This is a genomic window from Amycolatopsis sp. NBC_01307 (assembly GCF_035975215.1).
Classification (GTDB): Bacteria; Actinomycetota; Actinomycetes; order Mycobacteriales; family Pseudonocardiaceae; genus Amycolatopsis.
In genome coordinates this window covers 3,844,351-3,869,505 of record NZ_CP108403.1, presented here as the reverse complement: position 1 = coordinate 3,869,505, position 25,155 = coordinate 3,844,351, and the positions used below count along the sequence as shown (strand labels likewise).

Genomic DNA, 25,155 nt, shown 5'->3' with positions numbered 1-25,155 from the left:
AAGCGCGCGAATCGCCGGCGCGTTTGCGGGATCGATGCGCGTCGGTCACGATGGCCTGGTGAGCGTCACCCAGCGAATCATCCGGCGGTGGCCGAGCCGGTGGCCAGTCCAACCCTTCCGTGAACCACCTTGGGCGCGACAGGAACCGACCTACCGCGACTGCCCGCCCGCGGTGATCGAGGCGGCGGGCAAGCGCGCGTCCGCGCGGCCGTCCGGCAACTGGTTCGTCGTGGGGGCGAGCCGATCGGTGCGGACCGACCGGCCCTTCGGCGTGACGATCGCCGGGCGGGAACTCGTCGCGTGGCGCAAGGAGGACGGCAGCGTCCGCATCGGGCCCGGCGCCTGCCCGCACCTGGGCGCGCCGCTGGCCGAGGCCCGCGTCGACCGGGGTGGGCTGGTCTGCCGGTGGCACGGTCTCCGGCTCGACGGCGATAGCCGCGGCGCCTGGGCGCCCGTCCCGGCGCACGACGACGGCGTGCTCGTGTGGGCCCGGCTCGACTCGGCCGGGCGCGAACAGCCGTCCGACCGGCCGGTGGTTCCCGTCCGGCCGGCCGGCGCCGCCGGCATCGACGCCGTCGCCACCGTGACCGGGATCTGCGAGCCCGAGGACGTCGTGGCCAACCGGCTCGACCCCTGGCACGGCGCGTGGTTCCATCCCTACTCGTTCACCCGTCTGCGCGTGCTGGAGGCGCCCCAGGGCACCGACGTCCCCGATGACGAGGACCGGTTCCTGGTCGAAGTCACCTTCCGCCTCGCCGGACACTGGGGAGTCCCGGTGCTCGCGGAGTTCACCTGCCCCGAGCCGCGGACGGTCGTGATGCGCATCGTGGCGGGCGAAGGCACCGGGAGCGTCGTCGAGACCCACGCGACACCCCTCGGCCCCGGGCTCGACGGCCGTCCGCGAACGGCGGTGATCGAAGCGACGATCGCCGCGTCCGAGCGCCCCGGCTTCACCGTGGCCACGAAACTGGCCCCGGCGATCCGCCCGCTCATGCGCCACACGGCGAAACGGCTGTGGCGTGACGACCTCGCCTACGCCGAGCGCCGGTACGCACTGCGCGCCGCGGGCGAACGACCGAGCTGACCGACGCGCAGCCCTCTCGCACTCAGTTCTTGTGAAACCTGGACGACGCCGTCGGTCATGCGGTGGCTGCCCGCCGGCGAGTCGCCGAGGCGGGCCGGCAGCCGGAACTGCACGCAGCTGAGGCCTCGCGCAGCTGCTGCTCGACCGCGTGCCGGAGCAGGCTGGTCACCCGCTGGTGCAGACTTGGGCCATGTCCCTGTCCGATCTGGGCGCCGCGGTCCGCTGGTTGCGCGAGCACACCGAGCCCGCGGCCGCCGGGCTGCCGGTCGGCGGACTGCGGACCAACGGGCGGCGGGTCCGCGGACTGCGCCGGGAGGAGCTGGCCGAGCTGGCCGGGGTGTCCGCGGACTACATCCGGCGGTTGGAGCAGGGCCGGCGTCATCCGTCGGCCGGCGTGGTGACCGCCATCGCCCGCGCGCTGCGGGTCGGCCGGGCGGACTACGAGCGGCTCTGCGCACTCGCCGGGTACGCCGCGGTCGACGGCCAGGTGCCGCGCGAAGCCGGGGCGGCGGCGTTGCGGCTCCTGGAGCGGTTCGCCGGCACCCCCGCGTTCCTGACCGACGCGGCGTGGAACGTCGTCGCCGTCAACGGTGCGTGGATGGCGCTCGGCGGCGGGGCGGCGGCCGGGTCCGCCCGGGACTGGAACGTCGCGTGGCGCACGTTCTGCGACGCGCGCGAGGAGATCGCTCGCGCCGAGGAGCACCAGGCCGGTTTCCGGGCCGTGCTCGCCGCCCGGCTGCGTGACACGTACCTGCGGTACCCGGCCGACGCGGCGCTCGCCGAGCTGGTCGACGAGCTGCGGAGCACCAGCCGTCCGTTCGACACCCTGTGGCGCACGCCGAAGACCGTCTCCGCCTACGAGAACCGGGCGGTGTTCCGGCACCCGGACGGCGGCGGCATCACGCTCGACGGCGCCCTGCTCGAGGTGCCCGGCGACGGCCTGATGGCGGTGGTCCTCACCGCGGTACCGGGTTCGGCCGACGCGGCCCGGCTCGACGAGGTCGTCCGCACCTCGGGCGGGCCGGCCGTGGTCAAGGTGGGCCAAACCGGCCCAGGCTGACCGGCCCCGTTGCCACGATCCTGAGGTCCGTGTGGATCAAGGAACACCGGACCCAGCAAAGGTGAGAACTCCGATGAAGGCAGTGCGTTTCCACGAGTACGGCGCCCCCGACGTCCTGCGCTACGAAGACGCGGAGCAGCCGGTTCCCGGCGCCGGGCAGGTCCGGCTCCGGGTCGCCGCGACGTCGTTCAACTCCGTCGACGGCAACATCCGCGGCGGCTTCATGCAGGGCCCCATCCCGGTGGAGCTGCCCCACACGCCTGGCATCGACGTCGCCGGCACGGTCGACGCGCTGGGCGAGGGCGTAACCGGCGTCCGGGCCGGCGACGAGGTCGTCGGGTTCCTGCCGATGGACGGCGACGGCGCCGCCGCGGAGTACGTCCTCGCGCCGGCCGGGGTCCTCACGCCCGCACCGAAGGGCGTCCCGCTCGCCGACGCGGCCGCGCTGCCGCTGGTGGGGCTGACCGCGTGGCAGGCGCTGTTCGACCACGGCGAACTGAAGTCCGGGCAGCGCGTGCTGATCAACGGCGCCGGTGGCGCGGTCGGGGGTTACGCCGTGCAGCTGGCCAAGGGCGCCGGAGCCCACGTCATCGCCACGGCGAGCCCGCGCAGCGGCGACGCGGTCAAGGCGGCCGGCGCCGACGAAGTCGTCGACCACACCACCACCGGGGTGACCGCGGCGGTGACCGAGCCGGTCGACGTCGTGCTCAACCTCGCACCGGTCGACCCGGCGGAGCTGGCCGCGCTCGTCACGCTGGTCAAGCCGGGCGGGGTCGTGGTGAACACGACGGTGTGGATGCCCGCTCCCGCCGATGAGGAACGCGGCGTGCGCGGCATCGACCTGTTCGTCCGCAGCGACGCCGGGCAGCTGGCGAAGCTGGTGGCGCTGGTCGACCGCGGCGAGCTGCGTGTCGACGTCGCCGAGCGGGTGCCGCTGTCCGAGCTGCCGGCACTGCACGCACGGGCCGCCGAGGGCGCGGTGCACGGCAAGGTCGTCGTCATCCCGGCTACCGCCTGACATCCTCCCCTGATCCGGAACGGCCGGGACCGGCCCCTGCTCTCCCGGGGAGACGAGCGGCGCCCGCGGCAACCGTCGCCAGGTCTTCGCTCGAGAAGCCGGCACGGCTCAACACGGCCAGGGATTTGTTCGTCGCGAGCGCGCACAACGCCAGCTCCGCCGCCTCCTGCTCGTCGGCCCCCGCCGCGAGCATCGCCTGCTCCAGCATCGCCCGCAAACCGTCGATCATGGCGCGGACCATCGCCTGGCTCTCCGCGTCGAGGGCCGGGAACTGCGCTGCCGACATCGTGATCAGGCAGCCGTCCGGGACCGTCGGGTCGGCGATGCGGTTCAGGGTGACCTGCAGGTAGGCGGCCACGACGGCGCTCGGGCTCGGGTGGGGGCCGGCCAGTGCCCGGCCGTACAGCGGGTGGTAGGTCTGCGCGTACCGCTCGAGGCCCTTCCGGAAGAGGGTGCTCTTGTCGCCGAAGGTGCTGTAGAGCGAACTCCGGCCCAGGCCCGTGCCCTCGGTCAGGCGGTCGATCGAGGCTTCCGAATAACCCCAGCGCCAGAAGACGTGCATCGCGCGTCGCAACGCCTCGTCCACGTCGAATTGCTTGCGGCCCGCCATGGTTGGTCAGCCTACACATCTTGCACCGATCGGTTCAAGATGCGTATGGTCACCGGCATGACAAGTTGCACCGATCGTTCCAAGATGAGCCCGGCCGCCGCCACGACACACTTGAACTCGCTGCGGCTGCCCGCGGGATTCACCGACGTCTTCACCAGCCGGCTCGTGGAGCTGGACGGGTTGCGGCTGCACGCGGTCACCGGCGGGGACGGCCCGCCGCTGCTGCTGGTCGGCGGCTGGCCCCAGACCTGGTACGCCTGGCGGGAAGTGATGCCCGCGCTCGCCCGCGAGCACACCGTCGTCGCCGTCGACTCGCGCGGGGCCGGGCTCTCCGACAAGCCCGACGACGGTTACGACACCGGCACGCTGGCCGCCGATCTGGTCGCGCTGATGGCCGCGCTCGGGCACGACCGGTTCGACGTCGTCGGCCACGACGTCGGCATGTGGACCGGATACGCCCTCGCCGCCGACCACCCCGAGCGGGTGGGCCGGCTCACCGTCGTCGACGCGATCATCCCCGGCCTCTCGCCGGCCCCGCCGGTCTTCGGCACGGCCGCGGCCAACCAGCGGCTCTGGCACTTCGGCTTCAACCGGCTCACCGACCTCAACGAGGAACTGGTCCGGGGACGGGAGCCGCTCTTCTTCGGCCACCAGTTCGCCACGAAGGGCGCCACCCCGGCCACGATCCCCGCCTACGCCGTCGACGTCTACGTCGACGCGATCGTCGCGGATCCGCGCGGCCTGCGGGCGAGTTTCGGGTACTACCGGGCGTTGGACGAGACGATCGCGCAGAACGAGCAGCGCAAGAAAACCCGGCTGACAACGCCGGTGCTGGCCATCGGCGGCGCCCAGTACTGCGGCGCTCTGGTAGCCGACACGATGCGACTGGCGGCCGACGACGTCACCGAGGTGGTCATCGACGATTGCGGACATTACGTCGCCGAGGAACAGCCGGCCCGATTCACCGAGATCTTGGAGAACTTCCTCGCCGGCAAACCGAAAGCGGTCGCGTCGCACGGCTGACACCTTCGCGCCGCTCGTGAGTGGTAGCAAGGGGTTCTTCGGCGGAGCGGCGTGAGAGCGGACACGAACGGCACCAAGCCTGAACCGTTCACACGCCGCCGAGCCGAAGCGGCCGCGATACCCGCTTCTGAGCGGGCGGGGCGGGTTGTGAGGTGGCCGTGGCCCAGGGTCAGCACCGGGTCGCCGGCCGGCCCGGCTCGTGCGCGGCGATCGAGAACCGCTTGGTCGCCGGGTGTGGTGCCCATCCGGGATCGCCGGTCGTGGCGAACGCGACCCACGCGTCGTGGAGGGGACCGGGCCCGAACACGAACGGCAGCTCGGCGCAGTGCGGTGCCCCGCCGTCGCGGCCGAACCGGTAGGTCCACACCCGCCCCCGGTGCGCCCCGGCCAGCTGCGTGGAGCCGGTCTCGAACTGCTCGGTCACCAGGGCCGACCACTGGTCGGCCGGGCGCGCGAAGCGGGCCTGGTAGCTCGCGGCCAGCTGCTCCGGTTCCGGGTGCCGCCGGGTCGCGGCCGCGAGGACGTCGGCGTCGGTGACCGGCTCGAAGACGTACAGGTCGGCCTCGTTCGCGTTGGTGCCGAGGACAAAATCGACCGGCGCGAGCTCCAGGGCGCCGTCCACCACCGGCTTGAACGGGCTGACCCCGAGTGAGCGGTCGTACCGCGTGTCGACGCGCAGCTCGGCCCCGGCCCGGACCAGGTCGGCGTCACCGATCCCGGCGAACGCGCGTGCTGTCGGGGCCACGTCCAGTTTCGCCGCCAGCGCCGCGGTCACCCGCTCGGCCTGGGCCGGGCTGAACACGTGCGCTCCGCCGCTTTGGGAGATCGCGCGGTGCACCAGGCCGTCCGCTTCGGGCGTGGCCAGCAGCGCGGCGATCAGCATCGCGCCCGCGGACTGGCCGAACAGCGTGACGTTGCCCGGATCGCCGCCGAACCCCGCGATGTGCGCCCGGACCCAGCGCAGCGCCGCCAGGACGTCGAGGAGCCCGCGGTTGCGGGGCGCGTCGGGCAGGTCGAGCCAGCCGACGGCGCCCAGGCGGTAGTTGAGCGTCACGAGCACGACGCCGTCGCGGGCGAAGGTCGTGCCGTCGTACATCGGGGCGTGGCCGGATCCGCTGAGGAACCCGCCGCCGTGCACGAACACCATGACCGGGAGGTCCCGGGCGGGGGAGTCCGGGGTCCACACGTTCACGGTCAGGTAGTCGGGCCCCGGCTCCCAGCCGGGGCCGAGGATCGCCGCGAGGTCCGTGCCGGGGAACGACCGCGTCTCCTGTGGCGCGGTCGGCCCCGGCGTGGTGGCGTCCCGGAAACCCGGCGGCGGCGGCTGCGGCGGGCCGAAGCGGTCCTCGAGCGTCGCGTACGGGATGCCCTGGTAGATCCACACGCCGTTCTCGTGGCGGCCCAGCAGCTCAGGCGAACGCAAAGCCCGCTCCTTCCCGGACGACGGGACCGCCCTCGAAGTGCGCGGGCAGCACCAGCGCGTCGTGGTCGGCCGCCCAGCCCAGGACACGCCGACGTGCGGACCTGGCCTCAGCCGCGTCGAGGCAGAACATGCTGTTGCTGTCCGGTTCCAGTGCCTGGGCCGGGTTGTGCAGCAGATCGCCGACGAACACGGCGTCCTCGCGCAGCTTGAGCACGCTGGAGCCCGGGGTGTGCCCGGGAGCCGGTTCGAGCACCAGGTCGTCGGCGATGCGGTGGCCGTCGCGCCAGAGCACGGCCTGCCCCGCGTCGATCACCGGCTGGACGCTGTCGGCGAGCACCGGATCGCCGCGGAAGTGCTCGTAGTCGGCCGCGGGGAACAGGTAGGTCGCGCTCGGGAACGTCGGAACCCATTCGCCGTCGGCCAAGGTGGTGTTCCAGCCCACGTGGTCGGCGTGCAGGTGGGTGTTGACGACGACGTCGACGTCACCGGCTTCGACGCCCGCTTCGGCCAGCCGGGCCGGGAAGCCGGTGTCGAGCCGGTGGAAAGCGGGCATCCCCGGCCGGTCCTTGCCGTCGCCGATGCCCGTGTCGACCAGCACGACCAAGCCGTTCACGCGGACGACCCAGGTGTGGGTGCGGCTGACGAGCCGGCCGCCGGCCGGGTCCCACAGGTGCGGGCGGGCGTCCCAGAAGGACTGTGGCAGGTCGGCGAACATCGCGGTGGGCGGCCGGGTCGGCCACTCCTTCTCCGGCACTCGGGTGATTTCGGGCATGCCTCGATCGTGGCCCGGCGCGGCGCTCGCCGAATCCGTCACCTGACTGCATCGGGTAGGTTCGCCGGGTGAGCCTCGTCACCGGAGGGCAGGCCCTGATCCTGATCGGCGGCCCGGGAACCGGCAAGACCGCCCGCCTGGACGACGCCGCGGCCGAGGCCGGCGGCCTGGTCCTGCGGGCGTCCGGGCACCGGCTCGAGACGGACATCCCGTTCGCCGGCCTGCACCAGCTGCTGCGGCCCGTGCTGGACCGCGCCGACGTCCTCCCCGCGCGGCAGCGGGCCGCCCTGGGCGTGCTCACCGGCGACGGTGGCCCCGACCGGCTGCTGCTGGGCATCGCCGTGCTGACCCTGCTTTCCGAGCTCGGGCCGGTGCTGCTGGTCGTCGACGACCTGCAGTGGCTCGACCCGGATTCGCTGCGGGTGCTCACGTTCGTGGCCCGCCGCCTGGACGGCGAACCCGTCGCCTTGCTCGGCGCGAGCCACCAGGCGCACTTCGGCCTGCCGCGCCTCGAAGTCGGGCCGCCGGCGGACGTGGCCGTCGCGGTGCCCGAGCTGACGGCGGCGGAGCTGGACGAGCAGGCCGGGCAGGCCGTCCGGCGCGGGGCGTACGGCACGGCGGCTCGGCTGCTGGACCGCGCCGGTGGCGATCGGCGGTTGCTGCGCGCGGCCGAGCTGGCGATCCTCGGTGGCTACCCGGGACAGGGCCTGGAGCTGCTGGGCCGCGTCGAGGATCCCGCGCTGAACGGCGAGACCGCCCTCCGGCGAGGCCAGGCCTTGGCTCTCACCCCGCGCCGTGACGCCGCGCTGCGGCACCTGCTCGACGCGGCCGCGAACCTCCCCGAGCCGCTGGCCGGGGAAGCGATGGACAGCGCCGCCGTCGTCGCCTACTACACGGGCCGTCGCGAGGGCGTCGTCGCCCGTTCGCTGTGGGCACGGACGCTGACGGACCCGGCGTCGGCCGCCGGGCTCCCCGACCCGCCGTCCCGGCCGGACCAGCTGATCGCCCACGCCACGATGGCCTGGCTGCTGGACGAGACTTCGCTTGCCGTGGCGGGCTTCGAGCGGGCCGCGGACCTCGCCGAGCTGCCGGACGTCCTGCGCTGCGCGGCGGGCTGGGCGTACCTGGAGTCCGGGCGGTGGGCGCCGGCCCGGCTGGTCGCGGCCGCTTCGGCCCGGAGCGCGGCCGACGGCGACCTGCCGCACACCGCCGCGGCGGCCCAGACCCTCGACGCCACGGTCCTCGCGCTGCAGGGCGACGTCGTCCAGGCCCGGGAACTCGCCACCGCCGCGCTGGCCGCCGTCACCCCGGACGCGAGCGCGTCGGTGATCGCGCGCGGTCGGTGGGCGCTGGGCCTGGCCGCCACCGCCGAGGGCGACTTCGAGACGGCGTACGACCAGCTCCGCATGCTGTTCGACGCGGCCGGCCGGCCGGTGCACTACCACGTGACGCCGCTGGCCATCGCCGATCTCGCGGCCGCCGCGGCGCGCACCGGCCACCCCGTGGCGCACCTCGTCGACCGGGTCACCCCGGCGACGCGGCGGCAACGCAACCTGGTGGCTCGCGCCCGCGCGCTGGCCGCGCCGGACGAGGCCGAGGACCTGTTCCGGACGGCGCTCGCGGACTCCGGGCCGTGGCCGTTCGAGCAGGCCGCGACCCAGCTGGACTACGGCGAGTGGCTGCGCAGACGCGGCCGACGTGCCGACGCCCGGCTGCCGCTGCGATCGGCACTGGAGACGTTCCGCCGGCTCGGGTCCCGGCCGTGGGCCGAACGCACGGTCGCCGAGCTGCGCGCGGCCGGCGTCCGGGCGGAGCCCGCCGGGCCGACGGCGCTGCTGGAACTGACGCCGCAGCAGCAGGTGATCGTCGAGCTGGCGGCGAAAGGCTTGAGCAACAAGGAGATCGGCGAGCGGCTGTTCCTCTCCGCGCGCACAGTCGGGTCGCACTTGTACCGGGTCTTCCCGAAACTCGGCGTCACTTCGCGGGCGCAGTTGCGGGAGCGGCTGGCAGCGGACACCTGACGCGTCGAGGTATTCGGAAGACCTTCCGGCCGTCACCCCGGTAACCGGGCGGCCAAGGCCTGGATCAGATCTTCAGGTCGAAGTTCGTGACGTACCAAGCCTCATCGAGTTTCTGCAGGCTGAAGGTCATGTTCGTCTGGCCCGGTTGCACGCCGGTGGAGTGGGACAGGACGATGTCGTCGAGGGTCTTCCCGTCGACCGATATCTTGTCGGCGGCGATCTTCGCCGAGTCGCCGGTGGCGGCCGGGCCCGCGACCTCGACCTTGGGCGGGTTCGCCGCGTTGTCCGGGGTGAAGGCGGTGCGCAACCCGTCGAGTACCTTGCGCACCGACTTCATCGTTTCGTCTTGGCCGGCGCACGTTTCGGGGGAGAAGACCTTCGGTGGGGTTTGTTCGGCATCGGCCATGACGGAGCACGCCTGGTCGAAGTCGCCGGAGACGACCGCGCCGATCCACTGGGCGAGTGCCTGTTCCGCGGTCGGCGCGCCGGACTTCGCATCGGCGGCGGCTGTGTTCGCGCTGCTGACCGATGCCGAAGTGGTGGTCGCGGGAATGGGCTGCCCGGCGACATTCGACGATTTCGCGGCGCAGGAAACGGTCAGAGCGGCGGCCATCACTGTGACAGCAATCGCCTGAATAGTCACATTTCTGGGGGTTTTCGTCACCATGGCGGAGATCATGGCGAGGATCGGGGGCAATGTCCACAACGGTGGTTCACCTGTCCCGCTCCGGTGTCCGCGCCCAGTACGCTGGTACGGAGTGAGCGTCCGGCCCGCTCAGCCGAGGAGACCGCGTGGATCAGCAGGGCTTGGTGACCGTCGAGAGCAAGTGGCCGGTGGACGCGACCATCGACCGGCTCGAGCGGGCCATCGCCACCGCCGGGCTCGTCGTGTTCGCCCGGGTCGACCACGCGCGCAACGCCCGCGAGGTCGACCTGGACCTCCGTCCGACCTTCCTGCTCATCTTCGGCAACCCGCGCGGCGGCACCCAGCTCATGCAGGAGAACCAGGTCGCCGGCATCGACCTGCCGCTGAAGTTCCTCGTCTGGGAGGATGAGCACGGCCAGACCCGGGTGACGTACAACGATGTCGCCTGGATTGCGCGGCGCCATGGCCTGTCTCCGGAGACAGCCGGCGTCGTGACGGCGACCGCTTCCGCCGTCGACAACCTTGCGCGCCAGGCGACCCAGGACTGACCTTCAGGCGGTCGCGCGCCGGAGCACCAGCCACGCCGTGGCGCCGAGGGCCAGCGCGAACACCAGCGGGTAGGCCGTGTACAGCGCGAACGACGGCTGCCCGCCGAGGAAGTCGCCGATCGCGGGCCACCAGCTCCGCTGCGACGCCAGGAGCTTGATCCCGGCGAGCAGCGCGGCGGCCCCGGCGAGTCCGAGGTAGATCCCCGTCTGCCGCCAGCGCTGGAACACCACGCCCGCCAGCACCCCGATCGCGGACACCGCGACCAGCGGTCCACTGTAGACGAACCACAGCGCGAACGGGCCGTGCTGGCCCAGCACGTCCAGCCCGAAGATCCGCGCCTCCCGGCCCCAGCCGCCGGTCGACCGCTCGACGACGTCGAGCACCACCATCACGAGCCCGACGAGCAGCGTCTGGCCGACGACGACCAGTGCGGTGGCCGCGGCGAACGCCCGGCGGGTCACGCCGAGCCCCAGCGCGAACGGGAACACCTGTGTCATCGACTGCAGGTGCGCGGGGGCGACCACGCCCCACAGGGCCGGCAGCAGGTAGATCTCGTGCGCGCCGAACGCGCCTTCGCCGTTGGAGACGTCGATGCCCCAGCCCAGCAGCGGCAGCACGGCCAGCAGACCCAGTGGGTAGGCGAGCAGGACCGGCCAGTTGACCAGCTGGATCCGCGCGACGTCGAGCACGCGTGTCATCAGGATTCCTTCCCGGCGGCGACCGGCCCGCCGTGGCCTTGGGTGGTGCGGACGACCAGCTGCTGCAACGAAACCGGCTCGAAGTCCAGCCCGGGCTCGTACCGGTCCCGGGCCCCGGTGAGGGTGACGCGCAGGGTGCCGCCGAACCGTTCGCGGTGCAGTTCCCGGTGGCCGGCGGCGAAGCGCTCGACGGCCTCGGCGGGCCCGGTCACCGCGACGGCCTCGCCGCGCAGCGTCTCCGCGTCGGTGTCGATGAGGACCCGGCCCCGGTCGAGCAGGACGACGTGTTCGATCAGGTCGCTGACTTCGTCGATCAAGTGTGTGGAGAGCACGATCGTGCGCGGGTGCTCGGCGAAGTCGGCGAGCAGCCGGTCGTAGAACAGCTGGCGCGCGACGGCGTCGAGGCCGAGGTAGGGCTCGTCGAACAGGGTCAGCGGGGCCCGCGAAGCCAGCCCGATGATCACCCCGACCGCCGAGAGCTGCCCGCGCGAGAGCTTCCCGATCCTGCTTCCCGCTGGGACAGCGAAGTCCGTCAGCAGCGCCGCGGCGTAGGCGTCGTCCCAGCGCGGGTAGAGCAGTCGCGCGGCCCACAGCGCGTGCCTGACGCGGAACTTCTCCGGGTAGTGCTGGCTTTCCTTGATGAAGCAGACCCGCGCAAGCACGTCGGCGTTCTCGGATGGGTGCTGCCCGAAGACCTCCACCGTGCCGCCGGTTTCGAAGGCCTGCCCGGTGAGGATCCGCATCAGCGTGGTCTTGCCGGCGCCGTTGCGGCCCAGCAGGCCGTGGATCGTGTTCCCGGCGAGCTCCACGCTCACCCCGTCGAGCGCGGCGAGCGGGCCGTAGCGCTTGCTCACCCCGGTTGTGCGCACCACCTTCATCGCTGCGGCTCCCAGACGTCGATCAGCTTCTTGATCTCCTCGGCGTCCATGCCGAGCTTGCCCGCCTCCGCCATCAGCGGGGCGAGGAACTGCCGCGTGAAGTCCCGGCGGCGCCGCTCCAGCAGCTGCGCGCGGGCGTCCGTCGCGACGAACATGCCGATGCCTCGTCTCTTGTAGAGGATCCCGTCGGCGACGAGCTGGTTGACGCCCTTGCCCGCGGTCGCCGGGTTGATCCGGTGGAAGGCCGCGAGCTCGTTGGTGGAGGGCACCTGCGTGTCCGCGGGCAGGCTGCCGTCGACGATCGAGTTCTCGATCCGCTCGGCGATCTGCAGGAACAGCGGCCGTCCGTCGTCCTTCACGCCGACCACCGCACACGGCGGTTCGTCGGTTCATTACTCATGTAGCTAACCATGGAGGCTCGAGCCGGGCTTTGTCAAGGTGTTCCAGGTAGCCAGGGTTTGGTGTCAGCCGAATGCGGTAAGGACCAGCCGGCCGCGGACGTGGCCCGTTTCGCTTGCCCGGTGGGCTTCGGCGATGTCGGCCAGGGGAAAGGTCCGCTCGACCGGCAGCCAGAACCGGCCGGCTTCGATCAGCTCGCCGATGGTGGCGAGGGCGTGGAAGGCGTTGCCGTCGGCGAATCCGTTGCTGAAGTGCACGCCGTGCTGTTCGGCGCCGGCGAAGTCGGCGAGGGTGATCACGTTCTTCGTCTCACCGCCGGCGAGGTCGATGAGCTCGGGGAGCACGCCGTTGCCGGCCACGTCGAGGGCGACGTCGACGCCGCCGGGGGCCAGCGTGCGGACGCGGTCGGTCATGCCGTCGCCGTAGGTCACCGGTTCGGCGCCCAGCATGCTCAGGAAGCCGCTGTTGCGGGCGCCGGCGGCGCCGATCACCCGCGCGCCGCGTGCGACGGCGAGCTGGACGGTCGCCGTGCCGATCCCACCGGAGGCACCGTTGACGAACAGGGTGGTTCCGGCGGTGACGTGGAGCTGGTCGAGGCCGCGGGTGGCGGTTTCGAGGGCGACCGGGATGCCGGCCGCGTCGACGAACCCGAGCGACGGCGGGATGGGAGCACGGAAGCTCAGCAAGGCGAACTCGGCGGCGGCCGCTTGGTCGTCGGAGATGCCGAAGACGCGGTCGCCGACGGCGACGTCGGTGACGCCGTCGCCTATCTCGTCGACGACACCCGCGACGTCGGCGCCGGTGGTCTGGGGGAGGGTGGCGCCGAAGCTGAGTTCGCCGCGGCGGATCTTGGTGTCGCTGGCGCTGATCCCGGCCGCGTGGACCCTGATCCGGACTTGGCCGGGGCCCGGGTGGGGGTCGGGCAGGTCCACGATCTGCAGGACTTCGGGGCCGCCGTAGTGCTTGAACTGTACTGCTTTCACGGTGATCGTCTCCTGTCAGACGTTGCGGCTGTGGGGGGTCTGCTGGGTGTAGTCGACGTCCCAGTCCTCGACGCCGATGGCGATGACGCGCTTGGGGTGGACGCGGATCATCGCGTCGTCGTGGTGGCCGGGCGTTTCGACGTCGGTGAGCGCCTCGGCGTGACCGCGGATCTCCAAGGACCGGACTCGCCACGGGTTGGTGCTGGGGACGTCGTCGATCACGAGCGCGATGCGGCCGTTGTCGGCGACGTTGCGGAACCGGCGGCTCTTGCGGAGGTTGAGCCCCAGCAGGTCGATCGTCTGCGTGTCGGGGTTGTAGGTGAAACCGACCGGGCTGACCTGGAGGGTGCCGTCGGGCTGGGCGGTGGCCACCCGGCACAGCGGCTGATCGGCCAGGTACTCGATTTCTTTGTCCGTGAACACGTGTCTCCTCGGATCTGTCAGTGGGCGAGGGCGGGTTCGGCGTCGGGATCGACGGCCAGCGGGCCGCTGCGGAGGAGCCCGGCCGAGAGCAGCGCGCCGGCGAGGAACAGCGCGGCGGCGATCCAGAACACGAAGTGGTAGCCGGCGAACGTCGCCTGCGCGATGGTGGCGGGGTCGGTGGCCGTCGCGGCGTGGGTGGTGAGGTAGCTCGTGGTGGCGGTCGCGCCGAGGGAGCTGAACACGGCCAGCCCGATCGAGCCGCCGACCTGCTGGGTGATGTTGGCCATCGCGGACGCCACACCGGTTTCGTGGGCCCGGACTCCGCTGGTGGCGGCGTTCTGGCCCGGGCCGAAGACCATGCCGAGGCCGAGACCGATGACGAGCAGGCCCGGCAGCACACCCCCGGTGTAGGTCGAGCCGGCGTCGATGCCGGTGAGCAGGACCATGCCCACCGCGGCGAGGAGGCTGCCGAGCGGCACGATCGGGCGGGGGCCGACGCGGGGGAGCAGCACCGCGCCGGAGAACACCGCGCCCGCCATCACCAGGACGACCATGGGCAGGAACGCCAGGCCGCTCTGCACCGGTGTGAACTTCAGGGTGTCGGCCAGGTAGTAGGTGACGAAGAGGAACACGGCGAAGCCGCCGGTGCCGGAGATGCCGATCGTGAGGTAGGACGCGCCGCGGTCGCGGTCCAAGACCACCGACAGCGGCAGCAAGGGGTCCCGGACCCGGCGTTCGACCACGACGAACGCGATGACGAGCAGTACGCCGAGCGCGGTCGGGCCGAGGGTCCAGGGGTCGGTCCAGCCGCGGGAGGCGGCGTTGCCGAGGCCGTAGACGATGCCGAACAGTCCGAGCAGGGCCAGGACGGTGCCCGCGACGTCGAGCCGGGTCCGTTCCGGCCGGGCGCGGTCGACGAGGAAGACCAGCGCGCCGGCGATCGCGATCGCGGCGATGACGACGTTGACGTAGAGGCACCAGCGCCAGGACAGGTTCTGGGTGAGCACACCGCCCAGGAGCAGGCCGAGTGCGCCGCCGGCGCCGGAGATGGCGCCGAAGACACCGAAGGCGCGGCCGCGGTCGCCGGCGTTGTCGGCGAAGGTCACCGAGACCATGGCCAGTGCGGCGGGGGCGAGGATCGCGGCGAAGGCCCCTTGGACGATGCGGGCGATCAGCAGGAGGGTGAACCCGTCCGCGGCGCCGCCGAGGGCGGAGGCGGCCGCGAAGCCGAGCATCCCGATGACGAACAGCCGTTTGCGGCCGTAGAGGTCGCCGAGGCGGCCGCCGAGGAGCAGGAGGCTGCCGAAGGCGAGGGCGTAGCCGGTGACGACCCACTGTCGGTTGTCATCGGAGAACCCCAGGTCGTGCTGGGCGGTGGGCAGGGCGATGTTGACGATGGTGGAGTCCAGGATGACCGTCAGCTGCGCCAGGCTCAAGACGACGAGCGCGAGCCACCGGTTCGGGACGGCTTCGGATTTCATGGCTGACCTTCGATCGCTCACGGGCTTGACTTACCGATGTTATATTAACTTACCGACGATAAGTCAAGTGTTGACGGGTAAGGTGATCAGCCATGACCGACGACGTCCTCTGGCTGCGGGATGAGCCGCCGCGACCGCCGAGGCGGAACACACCGCTCACCCTGGAGCGGATCATCACCGCGGCGATCGCCGAACTCGACGCGGCGGGGGCGGACCGGCTGACGATGCGCAAGCTCGCCGAACGGCTCGAGGTGACTTCCACCGCGCTCTACTGGCACGTCGCGACCAAGGAAGACCTGCTCGACCTCGCGCTCGACCACGTCGTCGGCGAAGTACCGGTACCCCCGTCCGGCTCGGAGCCCCGGGCCGGACTCCGGACGCTGCTCGTCGGCTGGCGCGCCGCGATGCTCGCCCATCCGTGGTCGCCCGCTCTGCTCGGCCGCCCGCTCCTCGGCCCCAACGTGCTGGCGCGTACCGAGTTCATCCAGGCGAAGCTCGTCCAGGCCGGGCTGGCCGGGCTGGAACTCGCGGCCGCGACCCGCACACTTGCCGGCTTCGTGCTCGGCGCGTCGCTGGCGGACGCCACCTGGCGCCGGCTGGACGACCCGGCCGCGATCGCCAAGGTCCGCGCGTACATCCTCGATTCCGCCGAGCGCTATCCGACACTCAGCACGTCGGGATTCGTCGATGCCGGGTGGCCGGACGACGAGCTGTTCGTCTTCGGTCTCGACCGGGTGCTCGATCGGCTTCTCGCCGGGACCTGATCGCGGATCTGGGCGGGATCGTCGTCCTGCGCGGTGTTGAACCCGTTGCTGGACCGGATTCGCGCCAACGCGGTGGCGATCACGGCGCGCCGCGAAGGGTGACGCGGCCGCCCGGGCGGGGAGTTCGGCTCGGGTCGATCGGTCAGCGGTGGAAGCGCGTCGTCTCCGCGATGGACTCGCGGCCGACGTCGACCGCGTTGATGGCGGCGGTGGGATCGGCGTAGCCGAAGGACACGCCGAACAGCAGCTTCCCGCCGGTCACGCCGACCGTCTCGCGGATCGTGTCGTCAGGACCGGGTGGACGTCGCGGTATCCGGGTGGAGGGTGAGGTAGACGGCGCGCACGGCGAGGGTGCGTTCCATCTCGTCGATGATCGGGGCGAAGAACTGTTTGCGGTGCTCGGTGTCGCTCATCGAGGTGACCGCGAAGTACATGCTGCCGAATCCGGCGAGCAGGGTGGCGTTGCGCAGCAGGGCGACCGGGACGCCGGGCAGGAGCGGCGAGATCGCCGGCGCCGCGCCGATCCACTGTTCGGCCGTGGCGGGGGTCACGATGATCACGCCGAGCAGCACGAAGAAGGCGAACGAGGCGAGGCCGATGACCGCGGCCTGGACGAGCTGGCGGGTCGCGAGCATCAGCAGCAGGTTGCGTTTCTGGCGTCCGTTGAGGCTGACCGCGCGGACGGGGCCGTTGATGGTGACGGCGGCGAGTGGAGTGCCGGCGCAGGCGGCGGTCAGCATGGGCGGGCTGAAGTCCTGTTCGACCCGGCCGATCTCCTCGCGGAGGCGGGCGGCCGCGGCGAGGACGGTGACCGCGCCGAAGAGGACGACGACCAGGGCGAGGCGCCACCAGGCGAGCTGGTTCATCAGCTGCCACAGCTCGCCGGTGAAGAAGAGGAACAGGGTGACGAAGAGCAGGACCGGCAGGGCCCGGCCGAGGACCTGCACGCTGTTGCGGAGGTCGGTGACCGCCTGCTTGACGCCTTGGCGCACGAGGGTGCCGAAGCCGTAGGTGGTGGCGAGGTAGGTGGCCGCGAAGACGGCGGCGAAGAACACGAGGAACGCGAGGACGCCCAGCGCGCGGGCGCCCGGGAGGGTGATGGCGCCGTCGAAGGCGAGCTGCAGCAACGGGACGGCGACCGGCATCGCCGCGTAGGTGATCAGGATGGCGATGGTCGCGGCGCGGGAGAAGCGGGGGAGGTGCCGGACGAACAGCGAGATCGTCACCCAGGCCGCGAGGGTCACGGCGACGACGACGCCGAGCAGAATCCAGCGCCCCGAACCGGCGGTCTTGAGCGGGACGAGCCAGGCGAGGCTCGCGAGCGTGACGAAGACCAGCGCGGGCAGCATCCGGGGCAGGACGTGCTCGGTGAAGCCGTACCCGGCGATCATCGTCGGGGTCCCGCGCCGGAGGAACCAGCGTTCGGTCCGCTGGACCCGCGCCCGAGGTGAGGAGGTCGGCATGAGTAGATGATTCCCGGCGGCTTCCGCGCGGGCCCGCTCGGCCCGGGCTACTTCTGTGCCGCGGGACGAACTTGTCCAGCACGGGTGCCGAGGCGGCCCTGCTGTTCCGGCTCATGCGTCAAGCAGCGGGTTCAGTCGTGCAGGCTGCCGCCGCCGTCGATGGACCAGGTCTGCCCGTTGACCCATTCGGCGTCGTCGCTGAGGAGGAACGCCGCGGCCGCGGCGAGGTCGGCGGGCCGGCCGAGGCGGGTGCTGCGGTTGCCGGCGAGCCCGGCCGCCCGGAATTCTTCGCTCATCGTGGCCAGCGCCGTCTCGGAGAGGACCATCCCGGGCGACACGCCGTTGCAGCGGATCCCTTCCTTGCCCCACCGGGACGCGATGTGGCGAGTCAGCGCGTTCACACCCGCTTTGGACGCCGCGTAGGCCGGACGCACGGCCTCGCCGACGAAGGCCGCGGCGGACGAGGTGTTGACGATCGCGCCGCCGCCCGCGGCGAGCAGGTGCGGGATGGCCAGCCGGCAACTGCGGGCGAAACCGATCAGGTTCACTTCGAACGTGCGGCGCCAGATCGCCGCGTCCATGCCGTCGAGCGCGACGTCGTTGCCCAGCGTGGCGGGGGTGAGGTCGGCGCCGACGTTGAAGACGCCGTCGAGGCGGCCGGTCCGGTCGAGGGCGCTCCGGATCAGCCGCTCGATCGACGTCTCGTCGGCGAGGTCGAACTCGACCGCGACGGCGTCGCCGCCCGACGCCGTGATCGACTCGACGGTGGCTCGCGCGCCGTCGACGTTGATGTCTCCGACGACGACGCGGGCGCCTTCTTCGGCGAGCCGGACGGCCGTGGCCGCGCCGATCCCGCTGGCACCACCGGCGATGACGATGCTCTTGCCGGGCAGTCCACGCATGAGCCCTCCGATCCGAGGAGCTGGCCGGTCGAGATTAAGACAGCCGTCTTGATTAAGTCAACCGCCTTACCTAGGCTGCCGACATGCCCGACGACCGAGCGCACGCAGGCAACGACCCGGCTGCGGTCCTGGAGGGACTGCCGCCCTACCCGTTCCCCAACCCCACCGCGCTGGAGCCACCGCCGGAGTGGGCACAGCTGCGGGCGCGGTGCCCGGTGGCGCGCATCGAACTGGCCAGCGGCGACGAAGCGCTGCTGCTGACCCGCTACGACGACGTCCGGGCGATGCTGTCGGACCCCCGGTTCAGCCGGCAGCTCGACGCCGACGACGCGTCCCGCGTCTCCGACAGCGACGACGGCGGGGTGTTCAGCCGGCCTTCGGCGTCGACCGGCGGCGAGGCGGCCGCGGACGAGCCGGAGGCGTCGATGCTCGGCGGTCCCGGGCACCGGCGCTGGCGGCGGCTGGTCGGGAAAGCGTTCACCGTCAAGCGGGTGCAGGCACTGCGGCCGGGCATGACGGAACTGGCCGAGCAGCTGATCACCGACATAGTCGAGGCCGGCGCGCCCGCCAACATCGGGCCCGCGCTGGGGTTTCCGCTGCCCGTGTTCGTGATCTGCGACCTGCTCGGGGTGCCGCGGGACGACCGGGGCCGGTTCGCGCACTGGTCGGACACGATGCTCAACATGACCCGGTTCAGCCAGGACGAGATCGACCGGTCGGGCCGGGAGTTCTACCAGTACATGACGGAGTTGGTCGCCACCAAGCGATCCGCACCCGGTGACGACCTGCTGAGCGCTCTCGCCGCCGACATGACCGCGTCCGAGCTGGTCATGACCGGGCAGGGCCTGCTCATCGCCGGGCACGAGACCACCGCCAACATGATCGGCAAGATGGTCGCGATGCTGCTGGCGGACCGCGAGCGCCGCTGGGAGCGGCTGCTGGCCGACCCGTCGCTGGTGCCGCCCGCCGTCGAGGAGGCGCTGCGGTTCGACGCCAACCCCGGGTTCGGGATGCCGCGCTACGTCTCGGAAGAGACCGTGGTCGGCGGCACCACCCTGCCGCGCGGCACGACCGTGGTGTGCAGCATGGCCTCGGGCAACCGCGACACCGACGCGTTCGACGGCGCCGGCGAGATGGACCTCGCCCGCCGGCCCAACCCGCACCTGGCTTTCGGCGTCGGCCCGCACTCGTGCGTCGGCCAGCAGCTCGCGCGCGTCGAGCTGCAGACCGTCCTCGAAGTGCTGCTGCGGCGCCTGCCCACGCTGGAACTCGTCGGGGACGCCGCGGACCTGCGCGCCCGGCAGGGGCTGATCGTCGGCGGGATCGACCAGGTCCTGGTGCGGTGGTGACGGGCCCGCGGCCGCAGGGCGGCGGGAGGTCGGCGGCCACCCGTGCTCGCCTGCTGGCGACGGCGGAGCGGCTGATCGCCGAGGATGGCGTCGCGCAGGTGTCGAGCCGCCGGCTCGCCCAGGAAGCCGGACAGGCCAACAACTCCGCGGTCGCTTACCACGTCGGCACGATGGAGGAAGTGATCCTCGCCGTGCTGCGCGAGCACGGCGAGGCGATGGACCGTATCCGGGCCGCGATGGTGGCCGCGGCGGAGGGTTCGACGCGGCTGCGTGACCACGTGGCCGCGTTGGTGCTGCCGACGACGCTGCACCTCGCGGAACTCGGCGTCCCCGGTTACTACGCCCGCTTCGCCGCCCACGTCGTCAGCGACCCGGTCCTGCGCGCGCCGGCGCTGTCGGTCACCACGTCGACGCCCGTGATGCACCGGGCCTTGCAGGCGGTGGCCGCCCACGCCGGTGATCCCGCCGACCCCGCGATCCTCACCCGCTCGGCGATGGCCCGGCACGCCATCGTCCACACCTGCGCCGAACGAGAAGCGGAACTGGCCGAGGCGGGGGACCGTTCCGGCATTCCCGGCTGGGCCGAAACCGGCGAAATCCTGGTCGACGGCATCACAGCTCTGCTGACCACACCACCGCGGCGAACTCCGGACCGGTGAATAGGCCCTGCCGCGTGAGGCGTCGCTCTATCTTCGCCCTATCCGGCTTCGACCGTTCAACGGCTAAGCCCCATGGCCCATTCGCAGGTTGACTTCACCGGCGGGCATAGCCTGTAATCGGTGCATGCGCATTTTTCTTGGATTGGGCATCATGGGCATGATATGCGTCGGTGGCTGCGCCACCAGCAATCCATCCACAAGTGCATCCGCCTCCACCGCGGTGTCATCGTTCACCGCTACGGACCGCGCGTGGATTGAGATCAACATAGCCATGGACGAGCAGCTTGTTCCCATGCTCAACCTGGTCGACGGCCACACCGGATCCGCGGCTGTCCGCGACCTCGGCAAAAAAGCCGACGCTTCGACGAAATCGGAGCTGTCGGATCTGCGGCGGCTTCACGATCAGGCCGGCCTCCCAGCGGAAAACCCCCACAAGGGGATGGAGATGCCGGGGATGGTTTCCTCGAACCAGATCACGCACGCCGGCGCTTTGCGCGAGGCGGATTTCGACAACTACTTCAAAAAGTGCCTGCGCGATCACCTGGACCAAACGGGACGGTTGGCGCTCGGCGAGAAGTCGTCCGGCAAAGAACCGCAGACCGTGAGCCTGGCTTCGCGATTCCTGCAGGAACAAGAGCATCTCTCCGCGCTGGTTCGCTAGCGGCACCCGGCGGGGTGCCACGCCGGCGCGATCAGGCCGGACGTCGAGCCGTCACCATCCGAGGGGCAGCAACGCTTTCGGCCGGTGCACCGTGAAGTACGCGTGGGCCATCATCTCCGAGACGATGACAGCGAAAGCCCGGGACGAAGGCCGCCGTGCCGGCCGATCGGGACGACTCGGCACGGCGGCCACCTGCCGTCGCTCTCAGCCGCCGGTGAAGCTCGGCGTGGTCCCGCACTTCGCGTTCTGGTTCAGGCAGGTCTTGACCAGTGCGGCCAGTTTGGTGTGGTCCCAGCCGTTCATGAAGTCACCGTGCATCGACGACGCCATGCCGGACGACAGCGCGAGGCCGTCGCCGCCCAGGATGTCGTAGTTGACCATGTACGACAGGTTCGGCACCGCGACCGGGTAGGCTCCCTGGCACTTGCCGGCGACCGGGTCTCCCATGTGCGACTTGTGGTCGGGCGAGTCGATGTGCTTGCCGTCCCAGCAATCCTTGAACGGGAGTTGAAAGATCAGGTTCCCGCCAGGGGCGCACACCGGCCAGTTCCCGTCGGCGCTCCGCCCGACCTCGGCGCTGCCCGCGCACCAGAACTGGTTTCCCTGCCCCCTCGGCGTGGGTACCTGCAGCTTGGCGTCACCCTGCACCATCACCAGCCCGGGCGGGAACGGCCGGACGGCCGACGGGTCGGAGACCCGGGAACCGTAGTAGATGCGCATGCTCTTGAACGGAACGGCCACGCCGTTCCTCTGCAGCTGCGGTACCCAGTAAGCGGCGTTGTCACCCAGGGAGTTGCACGTCGTCGACCCGGCGGCGAGAAGCGTTTCCGTGGTCATGAAGGCGTCGTTCCTCGGCCCGAAGAACGTGTGCATATGGGAGGCGCCGGACAGGCCGGGGAAGATGATCGCGTCGTCCTTGGCTTCGTTCGCGATCGTGCAGTCGGTGTGGAACTCGGGGACCCTCGTCGTCCCGGCCGGCACCGGCGGCGGCACGATGCCCTGGTAGTCGGCCAGTTCGCGTTGGTACCGGGCCTGGTCCACATCCACCCAGCCGGCATCGGCCGCGATGGAGTTGCCCGAAGCTCCGGCCGCGGCGGACCCCGGTCCGTTGGTTTCGCTCGCGCCGGCCACGAAGGCCGTACTCCCGGCGAGCGCCAGAGCGAGGGTCGCGGTGAGGACGGCCCGGGTCCGAAGCCGGGACTGCCGAGGTCGGCAACCAGCCCGATTCAACATACTTCGCATTTGAATATCCCTGCTTTCGCTGTCGAAATTCTGTCAGCTCGATTCTTCGAAACATTCGAACAGAAGATCGGACGCACCGAACAGTCACGTATGACGAAGATCTGGATCAATGCAATCGCGGATACGTCGTGGTACCGGATCGTCTCGAGTGCCCAGGCTTCGTGGTGATGCCGCTCGCGTCGGCGAACGCGATCAACCGTGAAGCGAAACCGGGGTGTGCGCGCGGTCGCCGGTGGGGAGATGCGCAAATGAACACGCACGACAAAGCCGGCGCCGGCACACCATTGTTCGCGGTAGAGTCCGTTGCCGCGCAGAAGTCCTGCGGCAACGACTCGATCCTGCGGACACGGGGGCAACACGCAGGCGACCCGCGGCTGTGCCCGGGGGTGCTGTGGCGCGTCGTGGTCGGGAGAACGTCTTTGATCTCATCGAGCCCACCTGGTCAGTCGTGATCCATCGTGCCGCGCGCTACGCGCGTCACGATGCCGATCCGAGCGCACCGCTCGCATCGGCATTCGGGTGATGTAGCAGACCTACCACTGAAGCTTGGTCATGCCCCGTGAACTGACGGGTATGACGTTTGGGGCAGTGGAGCATCAACCAACCCGAGATGCTGGAGTGGTCCAGGTGGCGGCCGCGGAACCGGTTCCATCGAGGCAACTGACAGTAAACCGTGTCGGTTCAGGGACGTCAAGGCGCTTGACTGCAAATTTCCCACCAAGTCCGGGCTCGCCGGAGCGGTCCTGGCTCGACACCGACGTGAAGGCGGCAGCGAGTGTGGACGGCACCGCTCGTGGATCAGTCCGCGGCTCGGGCGCCGGTGATCATTCAGTTTCCCGAACACGGAGTACGTCGCCAAGGTGGCGGACCGGCGCGGGCAGACGACCGGGCGGCGTTCACGGCGATCGTGTTCGTGCTGACCGGCGGCTGCGCTCGAAGTACCGTTCGTCCAAAAAGGACACCAGGTTACCGGCGGCCGATCTCGTTGGCGTCGTCGCCGGAGAGTGCGAGCGCCTCGAAGGCCAGTTCGAGTTCGCCGATGGGTGCCGTGGCGGCGCACGTAGATGTCCTGGGCGGCGGCGATGTTGACCGGCAGCTCTTCGCAGCTCGGATGCCCTCGACGTGCCGGCTCAAACATCCGCGCACCCGCGGCGTGAGCCCGGACTCGTTGCCGTTTCCAGGGACCGGCCTCGGGTAACCGCGTAGCCCGGCAGAACGGAGGGCACCATGCCCACCTCCACCGACCAGTCTTCCGCCGAAAGGCGACGTCACGGCGCGCCGATGCGGCTCGCCGCGCTGGCCACCGGCGTGGTCTACCTCCTGCTCAGGGTGATCGGTTTCTTTGTTCCCGGCAACGCCGGGTCGACGTCCGCCGGTCCGTTCGGGACGCACGCGACCCAGTACTCGGTGCTGATCTTCAGCGTCAGCCCGCTCCTGAACGCCTTGCACACCCTCATCGGCGTGCTGGGCATCGTGGCCGCGCGCAAGGTCTCCAGCACCGCGATCTACGCACTCGTCGTCGCTATCGGCTTCGCGGGGTTCAGCGCCTACAGCGTCCTGGTGGTCTCCGTCGGCACCGGCGACCGGTTCAACCTCAATTGGGCCGACGTCATCCTGCACCTGGTGACCATGGCCGGCGCCGCTGTGGTGTCCGCCCGGTCGTTCCGCACGGTGCGAGCTCAGCGAGACGCGGTCACCGGGTCCTGATCGGGCGCGGCGGTCCGGTTCGCCGCCGCGAGGATGGGTAGCCCCGGACCACCGGTACCCGACGTGGGGCCCGCGATGGGAGGTGCTCGTGAGCACGGAGACCGAACGCGAGCCGATGGTCCGGCCGCCGGCTCTGCGCACCGGCCAGGAGGCGTCGACGAGCAACCTCGAGCTGTTCTTCGACCTCGCTTACGTGCTGGTCGTGAACGAACTCGCGGTCGCGTTCCTCAAGCACCTGACGTGGTCCGGACTCGGTACGTTCGTCGCGCTGTTCGTCGCGATCTGGATGTCCTGGGTCGGGTACACGCTCTACGCCAACCGGTTCGACACCGACGACGTCCTGTTCCGGATCGGCAAGCTCGCCGCGACGCTGTCCATCGCCGGGTGCGCCGCGAGCGCCGCGTCCGCGACGTCGTCGTTCTCCACGCCGTTCGCGGTGTGTTTCCTCGCCGGCCGGGTGATCCTGCTGGTGCTCCACGTCCGGGCGTGGCGGCACGTCCCCGACGCCCGGAGCACCATCGGCGTCTACCTCGCCACCCTCGCCGTGAGTTCCCTGTTGTGGGCCGTGTCGCTGGCCGTCGAGGGACCGGCGCGGTACTGGCTGTGGGGCGTGGCGGTCGCCGTCGACGCCGTCGGCCCGGTCGTCGCGACCTGGCGCGACAACCACCTCCCGCTGCATCTGGAGCACCTGCCGGAGCGGTTCGGGCTCTTCGTGATCCTCGTCCTGGGGGAGGCCGTGGGCGGTGCGGCCATCGGCGTGCACGACGCCGAATGGACTCCGGCCGCGGTCGCCGTCGGTGTCGCCGGGTTCGTCATCGCCGCCGCGATGTGGTGGATCTACTTCGACACGGCCGCCGCCGTCGGGGCGGCCGCGCTGCGCCGGCGCGACGACGAAACCCGGGACGGGGCGCCCGCCGACGAACGGCACGACCTGTTCGTCTACGGCCACCTGCCGCTCGCCCTGGGCGTCGTGCTGACCGGCGTCGGTGTCGAAGAACTCGTGCTGCACCCGGAGGCGGCGCTCCCGTCGGGCGCCGGCTGGATCCTGGCCACCGGGGTCGCCCTGTTCCTGGTCGGATCGGCTCTCGTTCTCGGCGGCAGCAGTCATTCCTGGCGGGCGATCTGGCCGTGGCCCGTCGCCGCCGTCCCGATCGTGCTGGTTGCGGCCGCGTTCGGGCACCACCACGCGCTGCTGCTCGTGGCGGGACTGGCGCTGTTGTGCCTCGCCCTGGCCGTGCGGGGAACGGTGGGCCGCCGCCACGGCGGGCCCGGTCCGACGCCATCGGCGGTGCGGAAGACACCTCGGACCACGGAGTAACCGCACGCTCGGCTGCTTTGCC

At 71.3% G+C, this 25,155-nt stretch carries 25 protein-coding genes and 1 pseudogene; 13 read left to right on the top strand and 13 right to left on the bottom strand.

Annotated features, from left to right (window positions below; genetic code table 11):
• Positions 1-34 precede the first annotated feature (34 nt).
• The 3 genes from OG439_RS16190 to OG439_RS16180 all read left to right on the top strand — a co-directional run bounded on the left by OG439_RS16190 (position 35) and on the right by OG439_RS16180 (position 3,162).
• Positions 35-1,084, top strand: a complete 1,050-nt coding sequence (locus OG439_RS16190) for a DUF5914 domain-containing protein (RefSeq protein WP_442792308.1) — start codon at positions 35-37, stop codon at positions 1,082-1,084.
• A gap of 190 nt (positions 1,085-1,274) precedes the next feature.
• The gene (locus OG439_RS16185; RefSeq protein ID WP_326950179.1) at positions 1,275-2,144 is read left to right on the top strand and encodes a helix-turn-helix domain-containing protein; all 870 of its coding nucleotides are present in this window, start codon (positions 1,275-1,277) and stop codon (positions 2,142-2,144) included.
• Between the two features lie 73 nt (positions 2,145-2,217).
• Positions 2,218-3,162 carry an NADP-dependent oxidoreductase gene (locus OG439_RS16180; protein WP_326950178.1) on the top strand — a complete coding sequence of 315 codons (945 nt, stop codon included), beginning with the start codon at positions 2,218-2,220 and terminating at the stop codon, positions 3,160-3,162.
• On the opposite strand, the gene OG439_RS16175 is transcribed toward OG439_RS16180, so the two are convergent.
• Entirely contained in the window at positions 3,152-3,772 is a 621-nt protein-coding gene (locus OG439_RS16175) for a TetR/AcrR family transcriptional regulator (RefSeq protein ID WP_326950177.1), read from the bottom strand. The two genes, OG439_RS16180 and OG439_RS16175, sit on opposite strands and share 11 nt — an antisense overlap.
• 84 nt (positions 3,773-3,856) lie before the next feature.
• Here OG439_RS16175 and OG439_RS16170 point away from each other — a divergent pair, with 84 nt between their 5' ends.
• Complete coding sequence (locus tag OG439_RS16170; RefSeq protein WP_326950176.1) at positions 3,857-4,795, top strand: alpha/beta fold hydrolase; 939 nt, start codon at positions 3,857-3,859, stop codon at positions 4,793-4,795.
• Between the two features lie 169 nt (positions 4,796-4,964).
• Here the strand turns inward: OG439_RS16170 and OG439_RS16165 are convergent, their stop codons facing one another.
• Both OG439_RS16165 and OG439_RS16160 read right to left on the bottom strand, forming a co-directional pair.
• Positions 4,965-6,218, bottom strand: coding sequence for a carboxylesterase family protein (locus OG439_RS16165; RefSeq protein ID WP_326950175.1), 1,254 nt, complete (start codon positions 6,216-6,218; stop codon positions 4,965-4,967).
• Entirely contained in the window at positions 6,205-6,990 is a 786-nt protein-coding gene (locus OG439_RS16160) for an MBL fold metallo-hydrolase (RefSeq protein WP_326950174.1), read from the bottom strand. The genes OG439_RS16165 and OG439_RS16160 overlap by 14 nt, the downstream gene beginning before the upstream one ends.
• A 68-nt stretch (positions 6,991-7,058) precedes the next feature.
• On the opposite strand from OG439_RS16160, the gene OG439_RS16155 reads away from it, so the two are divergent.
• Positions 7,059-9,011, top strand: a complete 1,953-nt coding sequence (locus tag OG439_RS16155) for a helix-turn-helix transcriptional regulator (RefSeq protein ID WP_326950173.1) — start codon at positions 7,059-7,061, stop codon at positions 9,009-9,011.
• Between the two features lie 64 nt (positions 9,012-9,075).
• Here OG439_RS16155 and OG439_RS16150 read toward each other — a convergent pair whose 3' ends face one another.
• Positions 9,076-9,678, bottom strand: a complete 603-nt coding sequence (locus OG439_RS16150; protein ID WP_326950172.1) for a hypothetical protein — start codon at positions 9,676-9,678, stop codon at positions 9,076-9,078.
• Positions 9,679-9,803: 125 nt separating this feature from the next.
• Here OG439_RS16150 and OG439_RS16145 point away from each other — a divergent pair, with 125 nt between their 5' ends.
• Complete coding sequence (locus tag OG439_RS16145; protein ID WP_326950171.1) at positions 9,804-10,205, top strand: DUF302 domain-containing protein; 402 nt, start codon at positions 9,804-9,806, stop codon at positions 10,203-10,205.
• A gap of 3 nt (positions 10,206-10,208) precedes the next feature.
• Here the strand turns inward: OG439_RS16145 and OG439_RS16140 are convergent, their stop codons facing one another.
• The 6 genes from OG439_RS16140 to OG439_RS16115 form a co-directional block, all read right to left on the bottom strand.
• Positions 10,209-10,904 carry a hypothetical protein gene (locus tag OG439_RS16140; protein WP_326950170.1) on the bottom strand — a complete coding sequence of 232 codons (696 nt, stop codon included), beginning with the start codon at positions 10,902-10,904 and terminating at the stop codon, positions 10,209-10,211.
• Positions 10,904-11,782, bottom strand: a complete 879-nt coding sequence (locus OG439_RS16135; RefSeq protein WP_326950169.1) for an ABC transporter ATP-binding protein — start codon at positions 11,780-11,782, stop codon at positions 10,904-10,906. Before OG439_RS16135 ends, OG439_RS16140 begins: the two co-directional genes overlap by 1 nt.
• Complete coding sequence (locus OG439_RS16130) at positions 11,779-12,150, bottom strand: GntR family transcriptional regulator (protein WP_326950168.1); 372 nt, start codon at positions 12,148-12,150, stop codon at positions 11,779-11,781. The genes OG439_RS16135 and OG439_RS16130 overlap by 4 nt, the downstream gene beginning before the upstream one ends.
• 96 nt (positions 12,151-12,246) lie before the next feature.
• The gene (locus OG439_RS16125; protein ID WP_326950167.1) at positions 12,247-13,164 is read right to left on the bottom strand and encodes an NADP-dependent oxidoreductase; all 918 of its coding nucleotides are present in this window, start codon (positions 13,162-13,164) and stop codon (positions 12,247-12,249) included.
• 15 nt (positions 13,165-13,179) lie between these two features.
• Positions 13,180-13,587, bottom strand: a complete 408-nt coding sequence (locus OG439_RS16120) for a PPOX class F420-dependent oxidoreductase (RefSeq protein ID WP_326950166.1) — start codon at positions 13,585-13,587, stop codon at positions 13,180-13,182.
• A gap of 17 nt (positions 13,588-13,604) precedes the next feature.
• On the bottom strand, positions 13,605-15,068 hold the full coding sequence (locus tag OG439_RS16115; RefSeq protein WP_326950165.1) for a DHA2 family efflux MFS transporter permease subunit: 1,464 nt from the start codon (positions 15,066-15,068) through the stop codon (positions 13,605-13,607).
• A 92-nt stretch (positions 15,069-15,160) separates the two neighbouring features.
• Here OG439_RS16115 and OG439_RS16110 point away from each other — a divergent pair, with 92 nt between their 5' ends.
• On the top strand, positions 15,161-15,832 hold the full coding sequence (locus OG439_RS16110) for a TetR/AcrR family transcriptional regulator (RefSeq protein ID WP_326950164.1): 672 nt from the start codon (positions 15,161-15,163) through the stop codon (positions 15,830-15,832).
• Between the two features lie 287 nt (positions 15,833-16,119).
• Here OG439_RS16110 and OG439_RS16105 read toward each other — a convergent pair whose 3' ends face one another.
• The gene (locus tag OG439_RS16105) at positions 16,120-17,295 is read right to left on the bottom strand and encodes a hypothetical protein (RefSeq protein ID WP_326950163.1); all 1,176 of its coding nucleotides are present in this window, start codon (positions 17,293-17,295) and stop codon (positions 16,120-16,122) included.
• Positions 17,296-17,426: 131 nt separating this feature from the next.
• On the bottom strand, positions 17,427-18,197 hold the full coding sequence (locus tag OG439_RS16100; protein ID WP_326950162.1) for an SDR family NAD(P)-dependent oxidoreductase: 771 nt from the start codon (positions 18,195-18,197) through the stop codon (positions 17,427-17,429).
• Between the two features lie 83 nt (positions 18,198-18,280).
• Here OG439_RS16100 and OG439_RS16095 point away from each other — a divergent pair, with 83 nt between their 5' ends.
• The 3 genes from OG439_RS16095 to OG439_RS16085 all read left to right on the top strand — a co-directional run bounded on the left by OG439_RS16095 (position 18,281) and on the right by OG439_RS16085 (position 20,866).
• Positions 18,281-19,546 carry a cytochrome P450 gene (locus tag OG439_RS16095; protein WP_326950161.1) on the top strand — a complete coding sequence of 422 codons (1,266 nt, stop codon included), beginning with the start codon at positions 18,281-18,283 and terminating at the stop codon, positions 19,544-19,546.
• Entirely contained in the window at positions 19,543-20,205 is a 663-nt protein-coding gene (locus OG439_RS16090) for a TetR/AcrR family transcriptional regulator (RefSeq protein WP_326950160.1), read from the top strand. Before OG439_RS16095 ends, OG439_RS16090 begins: the two co-directional genes overlap by 4 nt.
• A 124-nt stretch (positions 20,206-20,329) precedes the next feature.
• Positions 20,330-20,866, top strand: coding sequence for a DUF305 domain-containing protein (locus tag OG439_RS16085; RefSeq protein WP_326950159.1), 537 nt, complete (start codon positions 20,330-20,332; stop codon positions 20,864-20,866).
• A 204-nt stretch (positions 20,867-21,070) separates the two neighbouring features.
• On the opposite strand, the gene OG439_RS16080 is transcribed toward OG439_RS16085, so the two are convergent.
• Positions 21,071-21,997 (bottom strand): DUF1996 domain-containing protein, encoded by a 927-nt coding sequence (locus tag OG439_RS16080; protein WP_326950158.1) that lies wholly within the window; start codon positions 21,995-21,997, stop codon positions 21,071-21,073.
• 946 nt (positions 21,998-22,943) lie between these two features.
• Between OG439_RS16080 and OG439_RS50280 the strand changes: the two are divergent.
• From OG439_RS50280 to OG439_RS16070, 3 genes and pseudogenes are all read left to right on the top strand, one after another.
• Positions 22,944-23,042: pseudogene (locus OG439_RS50280) on the top strand (IS5/IS1182 family transposase); the annotation flags it as partial.
• A gap of 293 nt (positions 23,043-23,335) precedes the next feature.
• The gene (locus OG439_RS16075; RefSeq protein ID WP_326950157.1) at positions 23,336-23,815 is read left to right on the top strand and encodes a DUF4383 domain-containing protein; all 480 of its coding nucleotides are present in this window, start codon (positions 23,336-23,338) and stop codon (positions 23,813-23,815) included.
• Positions 23,816-23,903: 88 nt separating this feature from the next.
• Positions 23,904-25,133, top strand: a complete 1,230-nt coding sequence (locus OG439_RS16070) for a low temperature requirement protein A (protein WP_326950156.1) — start codon at positions 23,904-23,906, stop codon at positions 25,131-25,133.
• Positions 25,134-25,155 lie beyond the last annotated feature (22 nt).